General features: G+C 70.2%; 14 protein-coding genes. 8 read left to right on the plus strand and 6 right to left on the minus strand.

The window, feature by feature from the left end:
- Both infB and O1R50_RS00010 read left to right on the plus strand, forming a co-directional pair.
- A partial coding sequence (gene infB / locus O1R50_RS00005; protein ID WP_270107760.1) for a translation initiation factor IF-2 occupies positions 1–2,122 on the plus strand: 2,122 nt, incomplete at its 5' end.
- Positions 2,123–3,553 carry a DUF7782 domain-containing protein gene (locus O1R50_RS00010; protein WP_270107762.1) on the plus strand — a complete coding sequence of 477 codons (1,431 nt, stop codon included), beginning with the start codon at positions 2,123–2,125 and terminating at the stop codon, positions 3,551–3,553.
- 25 nt (positions 3,554–3,578) lie between these two features.
- Here O1R50_RS00010 and O1R50_RS00015 read toward each other — a convergent pair whose 3' ends face one another.
- The 3 genes from O1R50_RS00015 to O1R50_RS00025 all read right to left on the minus strand — a co-directional run bounded on the left by O1R50_RS00015 (position 3,579) and on the right by O1R50_RS00025 (position 6,082).
- The gene (locus O1R50_RS00015) at positions 3,579–4,226 is read right to left on the minus strand and encodes a response regulator (protein ID WP_270107763.1); all 648 of its coding nucleotides are present in this window, start codon (positions 4,224–4,226) and stop codon (positions 3,579–3,581) included.
- On the minus strand, positions 4,217–5,482 hold the full coding sequence (locus O1R50_RS00020; protein ID WP_270107764.1) for a sensor histidine kinase: 1,266 nt from the start codon (positions 5,480–5,482) through the stop codon (positions 4,217–4,219). The genes O1R50_RS00015 and O1R50_RS00020 overlap by 10 nt, the downstream gene beginning before the upstream one ends.
- A 75-nt stretch (positions 5,483–5,557) precedes the next feature.
- Positions 5,558–6,082: a DUF6069 family protein gene (locus O1R50_RS00025; protein WP_270107765.1), complete on the minus strand. Its 525-nt coding sequence runs from the start codon at positions 6,080–6,082 to the stop codon at positions 5,558–5,560.
- A gap of 154 nt (positions 6,083–6,236) precedes the next feature.
- Between O1R50_RS00025 and O1R50_RS00030 the strand changes: the two genes are divergently transcribed.
- From O1R50_RS00030 to truB, 4 genes are all read left to right on the plus strand, one after another.
- Complete coding sequence (locus O1R50_RS00030; RefSeq protein WP_270107766.1) at positions 6,237–6,533, plus strand: DUF503 domain-containing protein; 297 nt, start codon at positions 6,237–6,239, stop codon at positions 6,531–6,533.
- Between the two features lie 136 nt (positions 6,534–6,669).
- The gene (gene rbfA, locus O1R50_RS00035) at positions 6,670–7,116 is read left to right on the plus strand and encodes a 30S ribosome-binding factor RbfA (RefSeq protein WP_270107767.1); all 447 of its coding nucleotides are present in this window, start codon (positions 6,670–6,672) and stop codon (positions 7,114–7,116) included.
- On the plus strand, positions 7,113–8,438 hold the full coding sequence (locus tag O1R50_RS00040; protein WP_270107768.1) for an MATE family efflux transporter: 1,326 nt from the start codon (positions 7,113–7,115) through the stop codon (positions 8,436–8,438). Before rbfA ends, O1R50_RS00040 begins: the two co-directional genes overlap by 4 nt.
- A gap of 228 nt (positions 8,439–8,666) precedes the next feature.
- Positions 8,667–9,599 carry a tRNA pseudouridine(55) synthase TruB gene (gene truB / locus O1R50_RS00045; protein WP_270107769.1) on the plus strand — a complete coding sequence of 311 codons (933 nt, stop codon included), beginning with the start codon at positions 8,667–8,669 and terminating at the stop codon, positions 9,597–9,599.
- A 248-nt stretch (positions 9,600–9,847) separates the two neighbouring features.
- On the opposite strand, the gene O1R50_RS00050 is transcribed toward truB, so the two are convergent.
- Positions 9,848–10,741: a helix-turn-helix domain-containing protein gene (locus tag O1R50_RS00050; RefSeq protein WP_270107770.1), complete on the minus strand. Its 894-nt coding sequence runs from the start codon at positions 10,739–10,741 to the stop codon at positions 9,848–9,850.
- Between the two features lie 102 nt (positions 10,742–10,843).
- On the opposite strand from O1R50_RS00050, the gene O1R50_RS00055 reads away from it, so the two are divergent.
- Entirely contained in the window at positions 10,844–11,491 is a 648-nt protein-coding gene (locus O1R50_RS00055) for a mycothiol-dependent nitroreductase Rv2466c family protein (RefSeq protein ID WP_270107771.1), read from the plus strand.
- A 113-nt stretch (positions 11,492–11,604) separates the two neighbouring features.
- Here O1R50_RS00055 and O1R50_RS00060 read toward each other — a convergent pair whose 3' ends face one another.
- Entirely contained in the window at positions 11,605–12,117 is a 513-nt protein-coding gene (locus O1R50_RS00060) for a DUF3145 domain-containing protein (protein ID WP_270107772.1), read from the minus strand.
- A gap of 394 nt (positions 12,118–12,511) precedes the next feature.
- Here O1R50_RS00060 and O1R50_RS00065 point away from each other — a divergent pair, with 394 nt between their 5' ends.
- The gene (locus tag O1R50_RS00065; protein WP_205327699.1) at positions 12,512–12,859 is read left to right on the plus strand and encodes a hypothetical protein; all 348 of its coding nucleotides are present in this window, start codon (positions 12,512–12,514) and stop codon (positions 12,857–12,859) included.
- Positions 12,860–13,068: 209 nt separating this feature from the next.
- Here O1R50_RS00065 and O1R50_RS00070 read toward each other — a convergent pair whose 3' ends face one another.
- Positions 13,069–14,901 carry a protein kinase domain-containing protein gene (locus O1R50_RS00070; RefSeq protein WP_270107773.1) on the minus strand — a complete coding sequence of 611 codons (1,833 nt, stop codon included), beginning with the start codon at positions 14,899–14,901 and terminating at the stop codon, positions 13,069–13,071.
- Positions 14,902–14,911: the final 10 nt, after the last annotated feature.

Genomic DNA, 14,911 nt, shown 5'->3' on the forward strand with positions numbered 1-14,911 from the left:
CGGGGGGGCCGGTCGTCCTGGCGGCGGCGGTCGTCCCGGTGGCGGCGGCGGCAACTACCGCGGCACGTTCGGCGGAGCCGGCGGCGGTGCCGCTGGCGGCGCCGGCGGCGCGGGCGGTTCCGGTCCTTCGACCGGTGCGCCGGCCCCGTACCGCGGCGGCGGCGGTCGCGCGGGTGGCGGCGGCAAGGCCCGCGGCGGCGGTGCGGCCGGTGCGTTCGGTCGCGGCGGCCCCCGAGGCAAGAGCCGCAAGTCGCGTCGTCAGCGGCGCCAGGAGTTCGACAACCTCGCAGCACCGAGGATGCAGTCGGGCGCCCCGCGCGGCAACGGCGAGACCATTCGCCTGGCCCGCGGCGCGTCGCTCTCCGACTTCGCCGACAAGATCGGCACCCTGCCGGGCACCCTCGTCCAGGAGCTCTTCTCCTTGGGCGAGATGGTGACCGCCACGCAGTCCGTGTCGGAGGAGACCTTCGAGCTCCTCGGCGCCCACCTCGACTGGGACATCAAGATCGTGTCCCCCGAGGAGGAGGACCGCGAGCTGCTCGCGCAGTTCGGCATCGACCTGGACGAGGAGGACAAGGACACCTTCGTCTCGCGTCCCCCGGTCGTCACGGTCATGGGCCACGTCGACCACGGTAAGACGAAGCTGCTGGACGCGATCCGCAGCTCCAACGTGGTCGCCGGCGAAGCGGGCGGCATCACCCAGCACATCGGCGCGTACCAGGTGCACGTCGAGCACGAGGGCGAAGACCGCGCGATCACCTTCATCGACACCCCGGGCCACGAGGCGTTCACCGCCATGCGTGCTCGCGGTGCGAACGTCACGGACATCGTGGTGCTCGTGGTCGCGGCCGACGACGGCGTCATGCCGCAGACGGTCGAGGCCCTCAACCACGCCAGCGCCGCGGGCGCTCCCGTCGTGGTGGCGGTCAACAAGACCGACCTCCCCGACGCGAACCCGGGCAAGGTCCGCCAGCAGCTGACCGAGTACGGCCTGGTCGCCGAGGAGTACGGCGGGCAGACCATGTTCGTCGACGTGGCCGCCAAGCCGCGCATCGGCATCGCGGAACTGCTCGAAGCGGTGCTGCTCACCGCTGACGCCTCCCTTGAACTGGAAGCGTCGGAGTCGGGCAACGCGCAGGGCATCGCGATCGAGGCGCACCTCGACAAGGGCCGCGGCCCGGTCGCGAGCGTCCTGGTCCAGAAGGGCACGCTGCGGGTCGGCGACTCGATCGTCGCCGGTGGCGCGCACGGCCGCGTCCGTGCGATGCACGACGCCGACGGCAACCGCGTCACCGAGGCGACCCCGTCGTTCCCGGTGCAGGTGCAGGGCCTCGCGTCCGTCCCAATGGCGGGCGACGTGTTCCTCGCCGCTGACGACGACCGGATGGTCCGCCAGATCGCCGAGCAGCGGCAGGCTCGCCGCCGCGCGGCGCAGCAGGCGTCCCGCGTCTCGCGCACCACGCTCGAGAACCTCATGGACAAGATCGCCGAGGGCGAGCGCACCACGCTCTCGCTCATCATCAAGGGCGACGGCGCCGGTTCGGTCGAGGCACTCGAAGAGGCCTTGGTCGCGCTGGAGATCCCCGAGGAAGTGCACCTGCAGGTCATCCACCGCGGCGTCGGTCCGATCACCGAGAGCGACGTCAACCTCGCCGCGGCGGGCGACGGCGAGTCCGCGACGATCATCGCCTTCAACGTTCGAGCCGAGGGTCGCGTTCGCGACATGGCCGAGCGCGAAGGCGTGGACGTCCGGTACTACACGGTCATCTACCAGGCGATCGAGGAGATCGAGACCGCGCTCAAGGGCATGCTGAAGCCCGAGTACGAGGAAGTGGCGCTCGGTACCGCCGAGATCCGCGAGGTGTTCCGCTCCTCGAAGCTCGGCAACATCGCCGGTGCGCTGGTCACGAGCGGTTCGATCAAGCGCAACGCGAAGGTCCGCCTCATGCGCGACGGCAACGTCGTCATCGAGACGACCATCTCGTCGCTGCGCCGGTTCAAGGACGACGCGACCGAGGTCCGCGAGGGCTTCGAGTGCGGTTTCACCTTGAAGAACTACAACAACATCGAAGAGGGCGACATCGTCGAAGCCTTCGAGATGCGCGAGAAGCCGCGCGCGTAAGTGCGGCTCCTCGAGACCGAAGCCGCAGCGCGGCTCGGCGAGGCCTTCCAAGGCTTCCGTCGGGCCGCGCTGTCGGCCGTCTACGGTCACTCAGCGATGGCCGCGGCCGACCGCGGCGACTACCGGGCGCTGCTGGCCCTGGCCGAGGACGACCGCCTCGGCGTGTTGACGCGCCTGTTCGTGATCGGCGTGCCGGTCCCGGCCGAGGAGGTGGCGAGTGCTCTGGCCCCCTTGGGGTTCGACGAGGCTCGCGAATGCGGCTTGGTGTGGGGGAACTCCGAGTACCTGGCGGGCTGGGGCGCCCAGTTCGACGGCGACCGGCTGCTGTTCTCAGACCAGCTTCCGAACACGACGGGCGGCCGTATGCGCGAGCACGTGCTCGGTGTCGGCGGCGCTTCGAAACTCCTCATGGACGCCACGCTGCGCGCTCCCGTGAGCAGCGCCCTCGACCTCGGCACCGGCTGCGGCGTCCAGGCACTCGGCCTGGCCGAACACGCGGCATCCGTGACCGCCACCGACCTGAGCGAACGCGCAGTGGCCTTCGCCGCGCTGAACGCCGTCGTCAACGGCGTGGAACTCGAACTCCTGCAAGGCGACCTGCTCGCACCCGTAGCGGGCCGCCGCTTCGACCTGGTGGTCGCGAACCCGCCGTTCGTGATCGCCACGCCCGGCTCGGGCTGGACCTACCGGGACGGCGGCCGCGAAGCCGACGGCATCGCCGCCGAACTCGCGGCAGCCGCGGCGGACCTGCTCAACCCGGGCGGCACGATGCAGTTCCTCGCGAACTGGCTGCACGTCGCGGGCGAGGACTGGGCCGAGCGCGTCGCGGCCTGGTTCCCGGACGACGGACTCCGGGTCTGGGCCGTCGAACGCGAGCGGCTCGACCCGCTCGACTACGTGCGCACCTGGCAGCGCGACTCCGGCGAGACCGACGACGCCGACCAGGCCGCGGCCTGGCTCGACTGGTTCGAGGCGAAAACCGTTGCAGGCGTGGGCTTCGGCTTCATCGGCATCCGGCGCGTCGACGGCCCCACCGAGGTGGTCTGCGAGGAGGCCCGGCATGCCGTCGAGACGCCTTGGCGCGACCGCGTCGAGGACTGGTTCGCGGTGCGCGCCAGGGACCTCGAGCCGGAGACGCTGTGGCACGCGAAGCTCCGCGTCGCCGACGGCGTGATGCTCCAGCAGAGCGCCGCGCTCGGCGGCGAGGGCTGGGACGTCGACCGCCAATGGCTCCAGCAGGCGAACGGCATGCGCTACGCCGAGGAAATAGACCCGCTGGTCGTCGCGTTCCTCGGCGCCTGCAACGGCGAATCCGAAGTGCGCCTTCAGGTCCAGCTCCTCGCCGACACGTACGGCGCCGAACCCGCGATGCTCTACGCCCAGCTGTACCCGTTCATCAGGCACCTCATCGAACGCGGGTTCCTCCGCTAGCGGCGCCGAGCGCCCAGGGCGGACCCTAGGACCGCAGATAGGCGAGGACCGCCTTGACGCGGCGGTGGTGGTCGCCGTCCTCGCTGCTCAGCGTGAGCTTGGTGAAGATGTTGCGGATGTGCTTCTCGACCGCGCCGTCGGAGATGAAGAGCTTCTTGCCGATCGCCTTGTTGGAGTGGCCCTCCGCCATGAGGCCCAGCACCTCCTTCTCACGCGGGGTGAGGGTCGCGACCGGGTCGTTCTTCCTGCGGCGCACCATGAGCTGGGAGACGACCTCGGGGTCGAAGACCGTGCCGCCCCCGGCGACCCGCTTCAGCGAGTCCATGAAGTCGTCGACGTCGATCACGCGGTCCTTCAGCAGGTAACCCACCGCGCCCCGGGCGTCCGCGAGGAGGTCGTCCGCGTAGGAGACCTCCACGTACTGGCTCAGGATGAGCACCGGCGCGCCCGGCACGAGCTCCCGGGCGCGGGTCGCGGCCCGCAGCCCCTCGTCGGTGAAGGACGGCGGCATCCGCACGTCCACCACCGACACGTCGGGCCGGTGCTCGGCGACGGCCTTCACGAGGGCGTCCCCGTCGCCGACCTCGGCGACCACTTCGCAGCCGAACTCCTCCAGGAGCCTGACCAGCCCTGAGCGGATGAGCACTGCGTCATCGGCCACCACTACACGCACGGAACCTCCACGACGATCACGGTCGGACCGCCGTCGGGGGAGTCGATGGTCCACTGGCCCTCGACGGCTTTGACCCGGTCGGTGAGACCCGAGAGCCCGTGCCCCTTCGAGACATGCGCGCCTCCGATCCCGTTGTCGCCGACCGAGAGGACCAGCCTATCCCCCCAATCCTCGACGGCGACCGTGGCTTTGGTCGCCTGCGAGTGCTTCGCGATGTTCGTGAGGCACTCGGCGGTCACGAAGTAGACGGTGCTCTCGACGCTGGCCTTGTAGCGGCCGTTGAGGTTCGTCTCCAACTCGACCGGCACGAGCGAGCGCGCCGCTAGGGCCGCGAGCGCCGCGTCCAGGCCGCGGTCGGTGAGGATCGGCGGGGCGATGCCCCGCGAGAGCGAACGGAGCTCGTCGATGGTCTCCCGGGTCTGCGCGATCGCGGCCTCCAGGGTCGCCTGCGCCGCTTCGGGATTGGTCGCGAGCTGGCGCTTGACGCGGGCCAGTTCCATGCCCAGGCCGACGAGCCGCTGCTGCGGCCCGTCGTGGATGTCGCGCTCGATCCGGCGCAGCGCGTCGGCCTCGGCCGAAGTGGCCGCGTTCCGGGACTCCTCGAGCTGGTCGATCCGCTCGTGCAGGCCGCTGATGGAGGTGAGCATCCCCTTCGCGACGTACCCCTGGGCCAGCGCGAGGCCGCGCAGGACCGGGATGAGCGTGAGCGCCATGACGATGCCGCCGATCACGGCCAGGACCGACCGGGCCGCGTACGACGAGCCCCAGCCGAGCCATTCGGTCGCATAGTGGAGGCCGTCGTCGCTGTCGCCGCCGGTCGCGGCCTCGATGATCCAGCTGTAGAGGGGGTAGAGCAAGGTCGCGGCGGTCACCGACCACCACGTGACCGCGACCACGAAGCCGACGATCGCGATCGGCAGGGCCGCGACCGCCCACAGCACGTTGAGCCACGACTGCCCGTCGGTGAGGACGGTCAGGTACCGGCGCAGCGCGGAGGCGTCCTCGCGGGCGCGCTTGTACCGGGGGCGGGGCAGTTCGCGCCGCAGCACCGAGGGGAGCATCGACCGGCCGGCGGCCGCCATGCCGCGCATCGCGAAGAGCGTGGCGGCGGCGATGGGCACACCGATCCAGATGACGGCGGTGCCGACGCCGAGAACCGTGCCGGTGACACCGATGATGAAGGCGGGCAAGGCGATGAAGAACATCGACAGCAGGTAGCCGGTGTCGACTCCCAGTTGCCTCAGGGTGGTTCGCATGCGTCAACACTAGAAAGGCCGAGTCGCCATCGCGACCCGGCCGTCCTGCGTCTTCCTGGTAGGGACAGCCCTACCTCAGGCGACACCGGCTCCTGGTCCGCCCGCCTCCCGCGTCGCGATCCCGGCCACCGAGTTGAGCAGGCTCAGGATGCAGATCCCGATCACCAGGTTCAGCCCGGCCGTCGCGATCTGCGACTCCAGATCGGCCACCACGGTGAACGGGATGAGCACGCCCACCGCGATCACCAGCAGCATGATCCAGATGAAGAAGCTCATCGGCCGCGGCATGAGCAGCAGCAGCATGTGCACGACCCCCGTCGCGAGGATCGCGATGCCGAACGCGCCGAACGCGTACGTCGTGGTGGACGCGTCGCCGTACGCCCCCGCGTCCGAGGGGGAGAGGATGTTGATGCCGAACACCCCGCGCACGAGCAGGATGCCCACGAGCGCGACCAGCGCGGCGACCACGGCCGTGCCGAACCCGCCCGCCCACAGCTTCCCGGCGTCCACCGACGGGCGTTGCGACTGCGGCTGGGCCGCCGGATACCGCCGCGTCGGTTCCTCGTGGTTCCCGGCCCATCCGCTTTGCGGTGCCGACATGGTGCCTCCTTTTCAGCGAAGCCCCGAACCGCCCGAAACGGCCCGCTTCTCGGCCTCATGGTGGCAGTAACCCGTGATGGAGGTCGCGAAACCGGTGATTTCCGGCGGCTGAAAAGATCTTGGGGATGTCAGGGGCGGCGCGTAATCTAGAGCGGTGTTCACCGGATGCGCAGAATTCGACCTCCTCCTCCCGCCGGACTCCCGCTCGCTGAAGGCCAAGCGCTCCTACGTGCGCCCGATCGTCGCCTCGCTGCGGAAGTACGAGGTGGCGGTGGCCGAAGTCAGCGACCAGGACGTCCACGGCCGCACCACCATCGGCGTCGCAGCCGTGGCGGGCGAGAACCGGCACGTGCGGGAGCTCCTGGACGCCTGCGAGCACCACATCGCGGGGCGACCCGAAGTGGAACTCCTGAGCGTCCGGCGACGCGTCTTCGGCCCAGAAGACGAATAGCCCGGGTGCAGTAGCAAGACCAGTAGCGGCGCACACTCGATGCGCGCGGCAGAGCGGCCTCGGCGAAGCATGCGAGCCGTCAATGAGTATGGCGCATCCGAACCGAGGTGCGCGTGAAGCGGAAGGCAGGAATGCGATGGCAGACGCGGCGAAGCGAGCCCAGGTGTCCAAGCGGGTCATGGAGCTCACGGCCCAGGCGGTGCGCAAGCTCAAGGACCCCCGGGTCGGCATGGTCACCATCACCGACGCGCGCATGACCCCCGACCTGCGCGAGGCGACGGTCTTCTACACCGTCCTCGGCGACGACGAAGCGGTCAAGGCCTCCGCGGCCGGACTCGAGCGCGCCACCGGGCACCTCCGCACCACTGTCGGGCGCGCCCTCGGGATGCGGCACACGCCCTCCCTCACCTTCGTGGCCGACACCGTCCCCGACCAGGCCAACCGCATCGAAGAGCTCCTCGCGAAGGCCGCCGCGGCCGACGCCGAGGTCCACAAGATCGCCGAAGGCGCCTCCTACGCGGGGGACGAGAACCCGTACATAGAGAAGGACGAAGAGGAGGACTCGGAAGAGTCCACCCGGTGACCCCGGCCTCGCGGGACGCCGCACCGCGACCGGCCTCGTACCGGCGCATCGCGTCCCTCGCGATACCGGCCCTGGTCGTGCTCGCCGCGGAGCCGATCTACCTCCTGATCGACACGGCCGTCGTCGGCCACCTCGGCGCCGTTCCGCTCGGCGGACTCGCCCTCGGCGGCGTCATCATGGGCCTCGCGCCGTTCATCGGCGCCGTCCTCGCCTACGGCACCACCGCCCGGGCCTCCCGCCGCTACGGCGCCGGAGACCGGCCCGGCGCGGTGGCCGAAGGCGTGCAAGGCACCTGGCTCGCGCTCGCCGCCGGCCTCGTGATGATCATCGCCTTCCAGTTCCTCGCCGGCCCGATCGCCGGACTCATGGGCGACGACCCGGCCGTCGAGGCCGCGGCCGCCGAATGGCTGCGCGTCGCCGTCCTCGGCGCCCCTTTCCTGCTCGCCGCCGGCGCGGGTCAAGGCTGGATGCGTGCGGTCCAGGACACCAAGCGCCCCATGTGGTTCGTGACCGCCTCGTTCCTGCTCTCGGCCGCCCTCGCCCCGATCCTCGTCTACCCGGTCGGGCTCGGCCTCGTCGGCTCCGCCTGGGCCAACGTCGTCGCGCAGGCCGTCTCGGGCGTGCTGTTCCTACTCGCGCTGCGGCGCGAAGGCGTCCCGCTCCGCGTCGACCGGCGGCTCATGTCGAAGCAGCTCGTCGCCAACGGCGACTTGATCATCCGCGGCATCGCCTTCCAGGTCAGCTCCTTCTCCGCCACCGCGGTGGCCGCCCGCGTCGGCACGGCCGCGCTCGGCGCCCACCAGATCGGCATGCAGCTGTGGTTCTTCGCGGCGCTGGCGCTCGACGCGGTGGCGATCGCGGCGCAGGCGCTCATCGGCGCCGATCTCGGCGCCGGCAGGCCCGCGGCGGCGCGCGCCTCGGCGAAGCGGCTGACGCTCGTCGGCCTCGGCTACGGCGTGGTCTTCCTCCTGGGGATCCTCGCGCTGCTGCCGGTCCTGCCGGACCTGTTCACGGCGTCCGCCGACGTCCACGACCAGCTCGGCTACATCTGGCCGTGGCTGGTGGTCCTGCTGCCGGTGGCGGGCGTGGTCTTCGCGCTCGACGGCGTGCTCATCGGCGCGGGCGACCTGCGGTTCATGCGGAACATGACCGTCATCTCGATCGCGAGCGGCCTGCCGTTCACGTGGCTGACGCTCGCGTTCGGGTGGGGCCTCACCGGCATCTGGGGCGGCATCGCCGTGTTCATGCTCGTGCGCCTCGGCATGATCCTCTGGCGCCTGCGCTCGGGTGACTGGGCCGTCACCGGCGCTGAGCGCGACTGAAAACTCCGATCCCACCATGTGAATTGTGCGCGGAATTTCTCCTGAACCCTCGTTAAGGTTTCGAGCATGAAGACTCTTTCATCGACTCGACGGAAGCGCCGTACCCGTCCCGATAGTTGGGATAAGGAGAAGGCGGAGGCACTGCGCGCCCTTCAGGAATCGCTCGACCGGCACCAGTAGCCACCCGCGCGGCGGGCCCGGTCCGAGGCGCGGTTAGCCTCTACGACCGTGACCACAGTGCCGCCCAGATCCCCGAAACCCGCCCGCCCGGTCGAGCCGGGCCTCATCGTCGTCGACAAGCCGCAGGGCATCACCTCGCACGGCGTGGTGTCCCGGATGCGCCGCATCTGCGGCACCCGCAAGGTGGGGCATGGCGGCACGCTCGATCCGATGGCTACCGGCGTGCTCATCGTCGCGATCGGCAAGGCCACCAAACTGCTGACGTATGTGTCCGGCCTCGACAAGTCGTACGCCGCGACGATCCGGCTCGGCCAGGCCACGGTCACCGACGACGCCGAAGGCGAGGTGACCGCGAGCGTCGACGCCTCGGCGGTCGCCGACGCCGCGATCCGCGACGGACTCGCGGCGATGACCGGCGAGATCGACCAGGTGCCGAGCGCCGTGAGCGCGGTGAAGATCGACGGCCAGCGCGCTTACAAGCGCGTTCGCGAAGGCGAGACGGTTGAACTGAAGGCCCGGCGGGTCACCATCGCCTCGATCGAGGTCGGGGCGATCCGCCGCGAGGGCGAGTTCGTGGACGTGGACGTCGACGTCTCGTGCTCCTCGGGCACCTACATTCGCGCTATCGCGCGCGACCTCGGCAGCGTGCTCGGGGTCGGCGGGCACCTGACCGCATTGCGGCGCACCAGGATCGGCGGCTTCGGGATCGACACGGCCGCGACGTTGGAGACGCTGTCCGACCGGTCGGAGGCGGGCGAACCGCTGGGCGCGCTCACGATGGGCGAGGCCGCCGCACGGCTCATGCCGACGCGCACGGCGACCGAAGCGGAGGCGAAGGCGCTGTCATACGGCAAGCCACTCGACGCGGCCGGGATCGAAGGGCGCTACGCGGTGCTCAGCGAGAACGGCGACCTGCTCGCGGTGATGACCGAGAAGGGCGACAAGGCGAAGCCCGAAACGGTCTTCGCCGCCGCGAACTGAGGCCGTGCGCCGCGGGTCGGGTTGCCGGATGGCGGTGCCGCGAGTCGGGTAGCCAGATAGCGGCGCACTGGGCCAGGCTGCTGGATAGCGAAGCCGCGGTTCCGGGCCGCCCTGCCGCGCTCGGCAGGCGATATAGGGCATGCCCCTTCCCACCCGCATCCGCCTCCGGCCAACCAAATAGGACCACACTCCCATACGGGTCCGACACATCTGCGTCTTCCGAGGTCAGTGCCCCTGTGTCGGGCTTGTTAGACGAGCCTTGGCGAGGCCGCTCCGCTGCGGAAGGCGATCGGGGTGGTACCGGTTCGCTGGGCGAAGAACTTGTTGAAGTTCGTGGCGCTGCTGAACCCCAGGCGCTCGCCGATGCGGGCCGCCGGGACGGGGGAGCATGCCAGCATTCGCTTGGCCTCCAGGATGACCCGGCGGTCGATGAACTCCTTCGCCGGAATCCCCGCGGTCGCCAGGGTCGCCCGCGACAGGGTCCTGGGGGAGTAGGCGAGCGCCTCCGCGTAGTCGCTGAGCCGCCGCGAGTTCGCGAAGTCCCGCTCCACCGCGTCGCGGAACGCCAGGTACACCTCGCTCGGTTCCGGCCCGGCTTGCGGCGAGGGCAGGCTCGCGACCCGCAGCACCAGCACCGCGAGCAGATGCCGCAGCACCTGCAGCCGCGTATCGAGCGGCAGCCGGTCCGCCGAGTGCTCCCACTGCAGCTGCGTGGTCGCCGCGCGCAGCAGCGCGTGATCCTCGGCGGTCGGGACGCGAACCACCGGGGCGTGCGGATCGTCCACGCACACGCCGATCGCGGTGTCCGGGTCCAGGAACCCGGTCGCGAAGCGGATGACGGTGCCCTCGGCCCGCTCGAGGCCGCCCCACTGCTGCACCTGTCCGGGCCGCGCCCACAGCCACTGGCCCGGGGCGACGGCGTGTTCCGCGAAGTCGACCGAGTGCCGCATCGAGCCCGAGGTGAGCGTGACGAGGCAGTGCCGGTCGGACCGGAAGGGCCGAGTCAGAGCGGGAGCGTCGCCGCTCTCGCGCAGGCGCGACAGCGTGAGGATCTCGATCGACGGGCCGTCGTGCGGGGCCGGCTCCGGGGCGGGCGCGAAAAGGCGGCCCGTTATGTCGTCTTGTCGCGTATTCACCAGCATCGACGGCAAGTTTATCCCTTTTATCGTGGTTCCACAGTGTGTCTCGATCATAGGGGCGAACCGCCCAGGGAACTTGTTTAAATTTGAAGTAGTGTAGTGCCCATGGCTGAAACCAAGACCGTCGACTTCTGGTTCGACCCCGCCTGCCCCTGGGCGTGGATGACCTCCCGCTGGATCATCGAGGCCGCGAAGCTCCGTCCGATCCGCGTCCGGTGGAACGTGATGAGCCTCTTCGTGCTCAACGAGCCGAAGCTGGACGAGCTCCCCGAGTTCTACCAGGACCTCCTCCCGAAGACCGTCCCGGCTGTGCGCGTCGCGACGGCCGTCGCCCAGCAGTACGACAACGAGACCCTCGGGCGCCTCTACACCGCCCTCGGCAACCGCATCCACCTCGGCGGCGAGAAGGACTCCGAGGTCTACATCCCCGCCGCGCTCGAGGCCGTCGGCCTCCCGCTCGAGCTGGCCGAGGCCGGCAAGACCGAGGAATGGGACGAGGCGCTCAAGGCCTCGCACCACCGCGGCATCGGCCTCGTCGGGACCGACGTCGGCACCCCGGTCGTCGCGGTAGAGAACGACGAAGGCGTCCAGGTCGGCCTCTTCGGCCCCGTGGTCACCCCCGCTCCGATGGGCGAGGCCGCCGCGAAGCTGTGGGACGGCGTCTACGCCGTGGCCACCACACCGGGCTTCTACGAGCTCAAGCGCTCGCGTACTGAGGGCCCGAACTTCGACAACCTCACCGCCGACCTCTAGGCGAACGAACGCCAACGCCCGCAACGCGAAGGTGTTGCGGGCGTTCGCGTTTCACGAATGCGGACCGGGCCCCGCGCGAATCGCGCGGGGCCCGGTCCCGTTCGTCTTGCGGCTCAGCCGACCTGGGACAGCCAGGACTGCTCGGTGCCGCCCGCCGCCTGGCGGTAGGGCCGCAGTTCGCGGTCCCATTCCAGGCCGAGCAGCTGGTCCAGTCCGTTGCGCAGCGCCTCGGCGCTGGTCGTGGTCGCCAGCAGCGCGCGGATGCGGTCCTCGGCGATCATGATCTCGCCGCCGGCGCTCATCGCCGCGCGGTAGATTCCGCGGCCGGGGACGTGCATGATCCGCTCGCCGTCGACGCCCGCGCTCGGGTCCTCGGTGATCTCGAAGCGGAGCATCGGCCACTGCGCGAGGGCCTTCGCGAACTCGGCGCCCATGCCGGCGTAGCCGGTCCAGGGGCGCTCGGCGCGCATCGTGCCGCGCTCGGCGTTCTGCGGGGTCCAGCCCAGCTTCACGCCCTGGCTCGCGGCAGAGCCGGAGCGCTCCAGGACACGGCCGATCGCCCACTCGACATGCGGGCAGACCGCAGACGGGCTGGAGTGGATGTAGATCACGCCGCGTGTCTGCATCGCGCACCTCCTTGGGAATCGGCGTCTCTGAGTACTGGCTCACTCCTTGTGGTCATTTCGCTACGACTTAAAGTCGTGCAACGAGCATCGGCCGGGATGAGAGTGGGATGAACTCGAACCCGGCACGCTATTCCGCTCAGTTACATACTGACAGCTTCCAAAGCATCGCGCTAGGCTTAAACCGCCCCGGGGGCTCACTTTTTCGATCATTCGATGCGTCACACCCGGTACGTGTGCTAGTCGCCGCAGCCCGCGCCTGAGCTACACTTGCGCATGACCGGCGCACTGTCGGTTTTCTTTTGTGGTCCAACCCAGGTTCAGCACCCGCGATTCGGGCTGCTCTCCCTGTGTCAGGCCGAAGATTCGTCTTACACGACATGGTGAGGAGACCGGCGTGGCAGCCAACACTTCCAAGACAGCACGCGCGTCCGTCAAGGCCGGCCAGGCCAAGGGCGGCGCTGGACTCAACGTCCTCGGCGAGTTCAAGTACCTGATCCCGCTCAACAACGGGAAGCACGTGTACCTGCGCAACCTGGTCGACGGCAAGACCCTGCACCTCGCCACCGGCTCTGAGGCGTTCACCGAGGCCGTCAAGGCGCTCGCCGCCGCCGGTCACGGCGCGAAGATCAAGGCCGAGATCGAGGGCCTCGCCGCCAAGCTCCCCGCGGAGCAGGGCTGGGACACCACCCTCAAGACCCTCGAAGAGGCGGACGCCTTCGCCGCCGAGGCCGTCGCCGCCTAGGTTTCGCACCCGCGAACTTCGCGCTCCATGCCCGTCAGGGCGTGGAGCGCTTTTTCGCATCCGGGTTTCGAGCTTCCTCTGCATTGCTCGATCGCCTGTTCGACTGCGTCTATGCGAATTGCCGATCGCCGCTTATCGAAGGCACTCCGAATAAGCCCTTGAACGCGTACGGCTCACCCGATCGGACGATCCCCAATGGGGTGGGCGCGTCAGTCCGCCAGATCCGCGGTGCAGACCGATTCGGACATCGGCACCTCGTCGACGCTTCGCAGCACTCCGACGGTGAAGCAGTAGTCCTCCGAGGGGATGAGGCCCGCCGCGGTGAACTCGGTCGCCGTGGTCCCGTCGGGGTTGAGCGCCTCGGCCTTCTCATCGCCCACTCGCTGGGCGAACACGATGTACCGCAAGCCCTCGGCGTCGGCAGCGGCCGTCCAGGTCAGCGACACCTCGCCTTCGTTCCACGACTCGATCACGAGCTCCTGAGCGGCGTCGCCCCCGGTGTTCGCCTGGTCGAAGTCATCGGGTGTCTTGTCCGGGGTGAGGAGCCACAGCCACACGGTCATGATCCCGCCGAGCAGCACCGTGATCGCGAGCCCGAGGTACACGTACGACTTGAGGCTCCGCTCGTCCTTCTGCTTCGGCTGGATCTGCTTGGGGGCCTTGTAGGCCTTGGTCTTCCGCGGCTTCGCGCCGTCGCGGCCGATCACCGGCGGCGCGAACACCTGCTCCTGCTGGCCCGCTTGCTGCTGCATCTGGGGCGACTGCTGGGCGGCTTGCGGGTGCCACGGCGTGGGCGGCGGCTGCATGCTCACCGGCGCCTGCGGCGGCGCCGAGTACGGCGCGACATGTTGCGCCGCCGCCTGCTGCGGAGCGCCGGAGAACGGCTGGGCGCTCATCGGCGCCCCCGAGAAGGGCTGGGCGCTCATCGGGGCACCCGAGAAGGGCGCGGCCGAGACCGGGCCTCCCTGCGTACCGCCGTCGAGCTGCGCGTACCGCGGGTCGACCGCGTGCCCGAGTTCCCCGCCGAACCCGCCGGTGCGGCCTCCCGTGAGGCCGCTGCCGAGCGTGCCGCCCCGTTCGGGCTGCGGCAGCGGCTGCACGGGCGCGAACGGGTCCAGCGGCACGCGGGTGCCGCGCGAGGCGACCTCGGGCCGGTAGACCGTCTCCTCGTTGCTGACGTCGCCGATCACGGCGGGCGCGGAGGCCTTGCCGACCCCGCCGCCGTACATGCCTCGCTGCAGCTCCTCGGCGAACGCCTTGCCCGAGGCGGGACGGCGGGCCGGGTCGCGCGAGAGGCCGCGCACGAGCAGGCTCTCCAGCCACTCCGGCACGTCGTCGCGCGGCAGCTTCGGCGGCGGCGCGTCGGAGGTGACGCGCTCGCGGTGCGTGTCGGGGTCGGTCCCGCCCTCGGGGTTCGCGAACGGCGCGTACCCGGCGAGGAGGTGCCACATGCTCGACGCGAGGCTGAACAGGTCGCTCGCGGAGGTCTGGGCCTGCCGCAGCAGCGCCTCAGGAGAGGCGTGCAGCGGCGTGAGCTTGTCGATCGCGGCGGTCGCGGCCAGCGAGGCGGGCGTGCGCGCGATGCCGAAGTCCGCCAGCGCGGGTCCGTACTGGCCGCGGAGGATGTTCTGCGGCTTGACGTCGCGGTGGAGGATGTCGGCGTTGTGGGCGGCCTGGAGGGCCTGCCCGATCTTGACGCCCACGTCGAGCACGTCCTCGACGGGCAAGGGCCCGTTGGCCTTCAGGATCGCCGAGTAGGACCCGCCCTCGCAGTACTCCATGACGATGTACGGCTGCGCGGCCTCGGTGTGGCCGGTGTCGATGATCGAGACGATGTGCGGGTGGTTCGAGACGGCGACGGTGGCTTCGAGTTCCTTCTCGACCGAGTCCGCGGTGGTCATGTCGTCGTCGACCAGCAGGACTTTGACAGCGACGGTGCGGTCGAGGCGCTCCTGGACGGCGCGGTAGACGAACGCGGTCGACCCGTGCGCGACCATCTCGAAGTCGCGGTAGCCGGGGATGGCAGGAGTGGGGGAGCTCAAGGCGAGGGCT

The sequence above is a fragment of the Glycomyces luteolus genome (genome assembly GCF_027622875.1).
GTDB lineage: Bacteria > Actinomycetota > Actinomycetes > Mycobacteriales > Micromonosporaceae > Glycomyces > Glycomyces luteolus.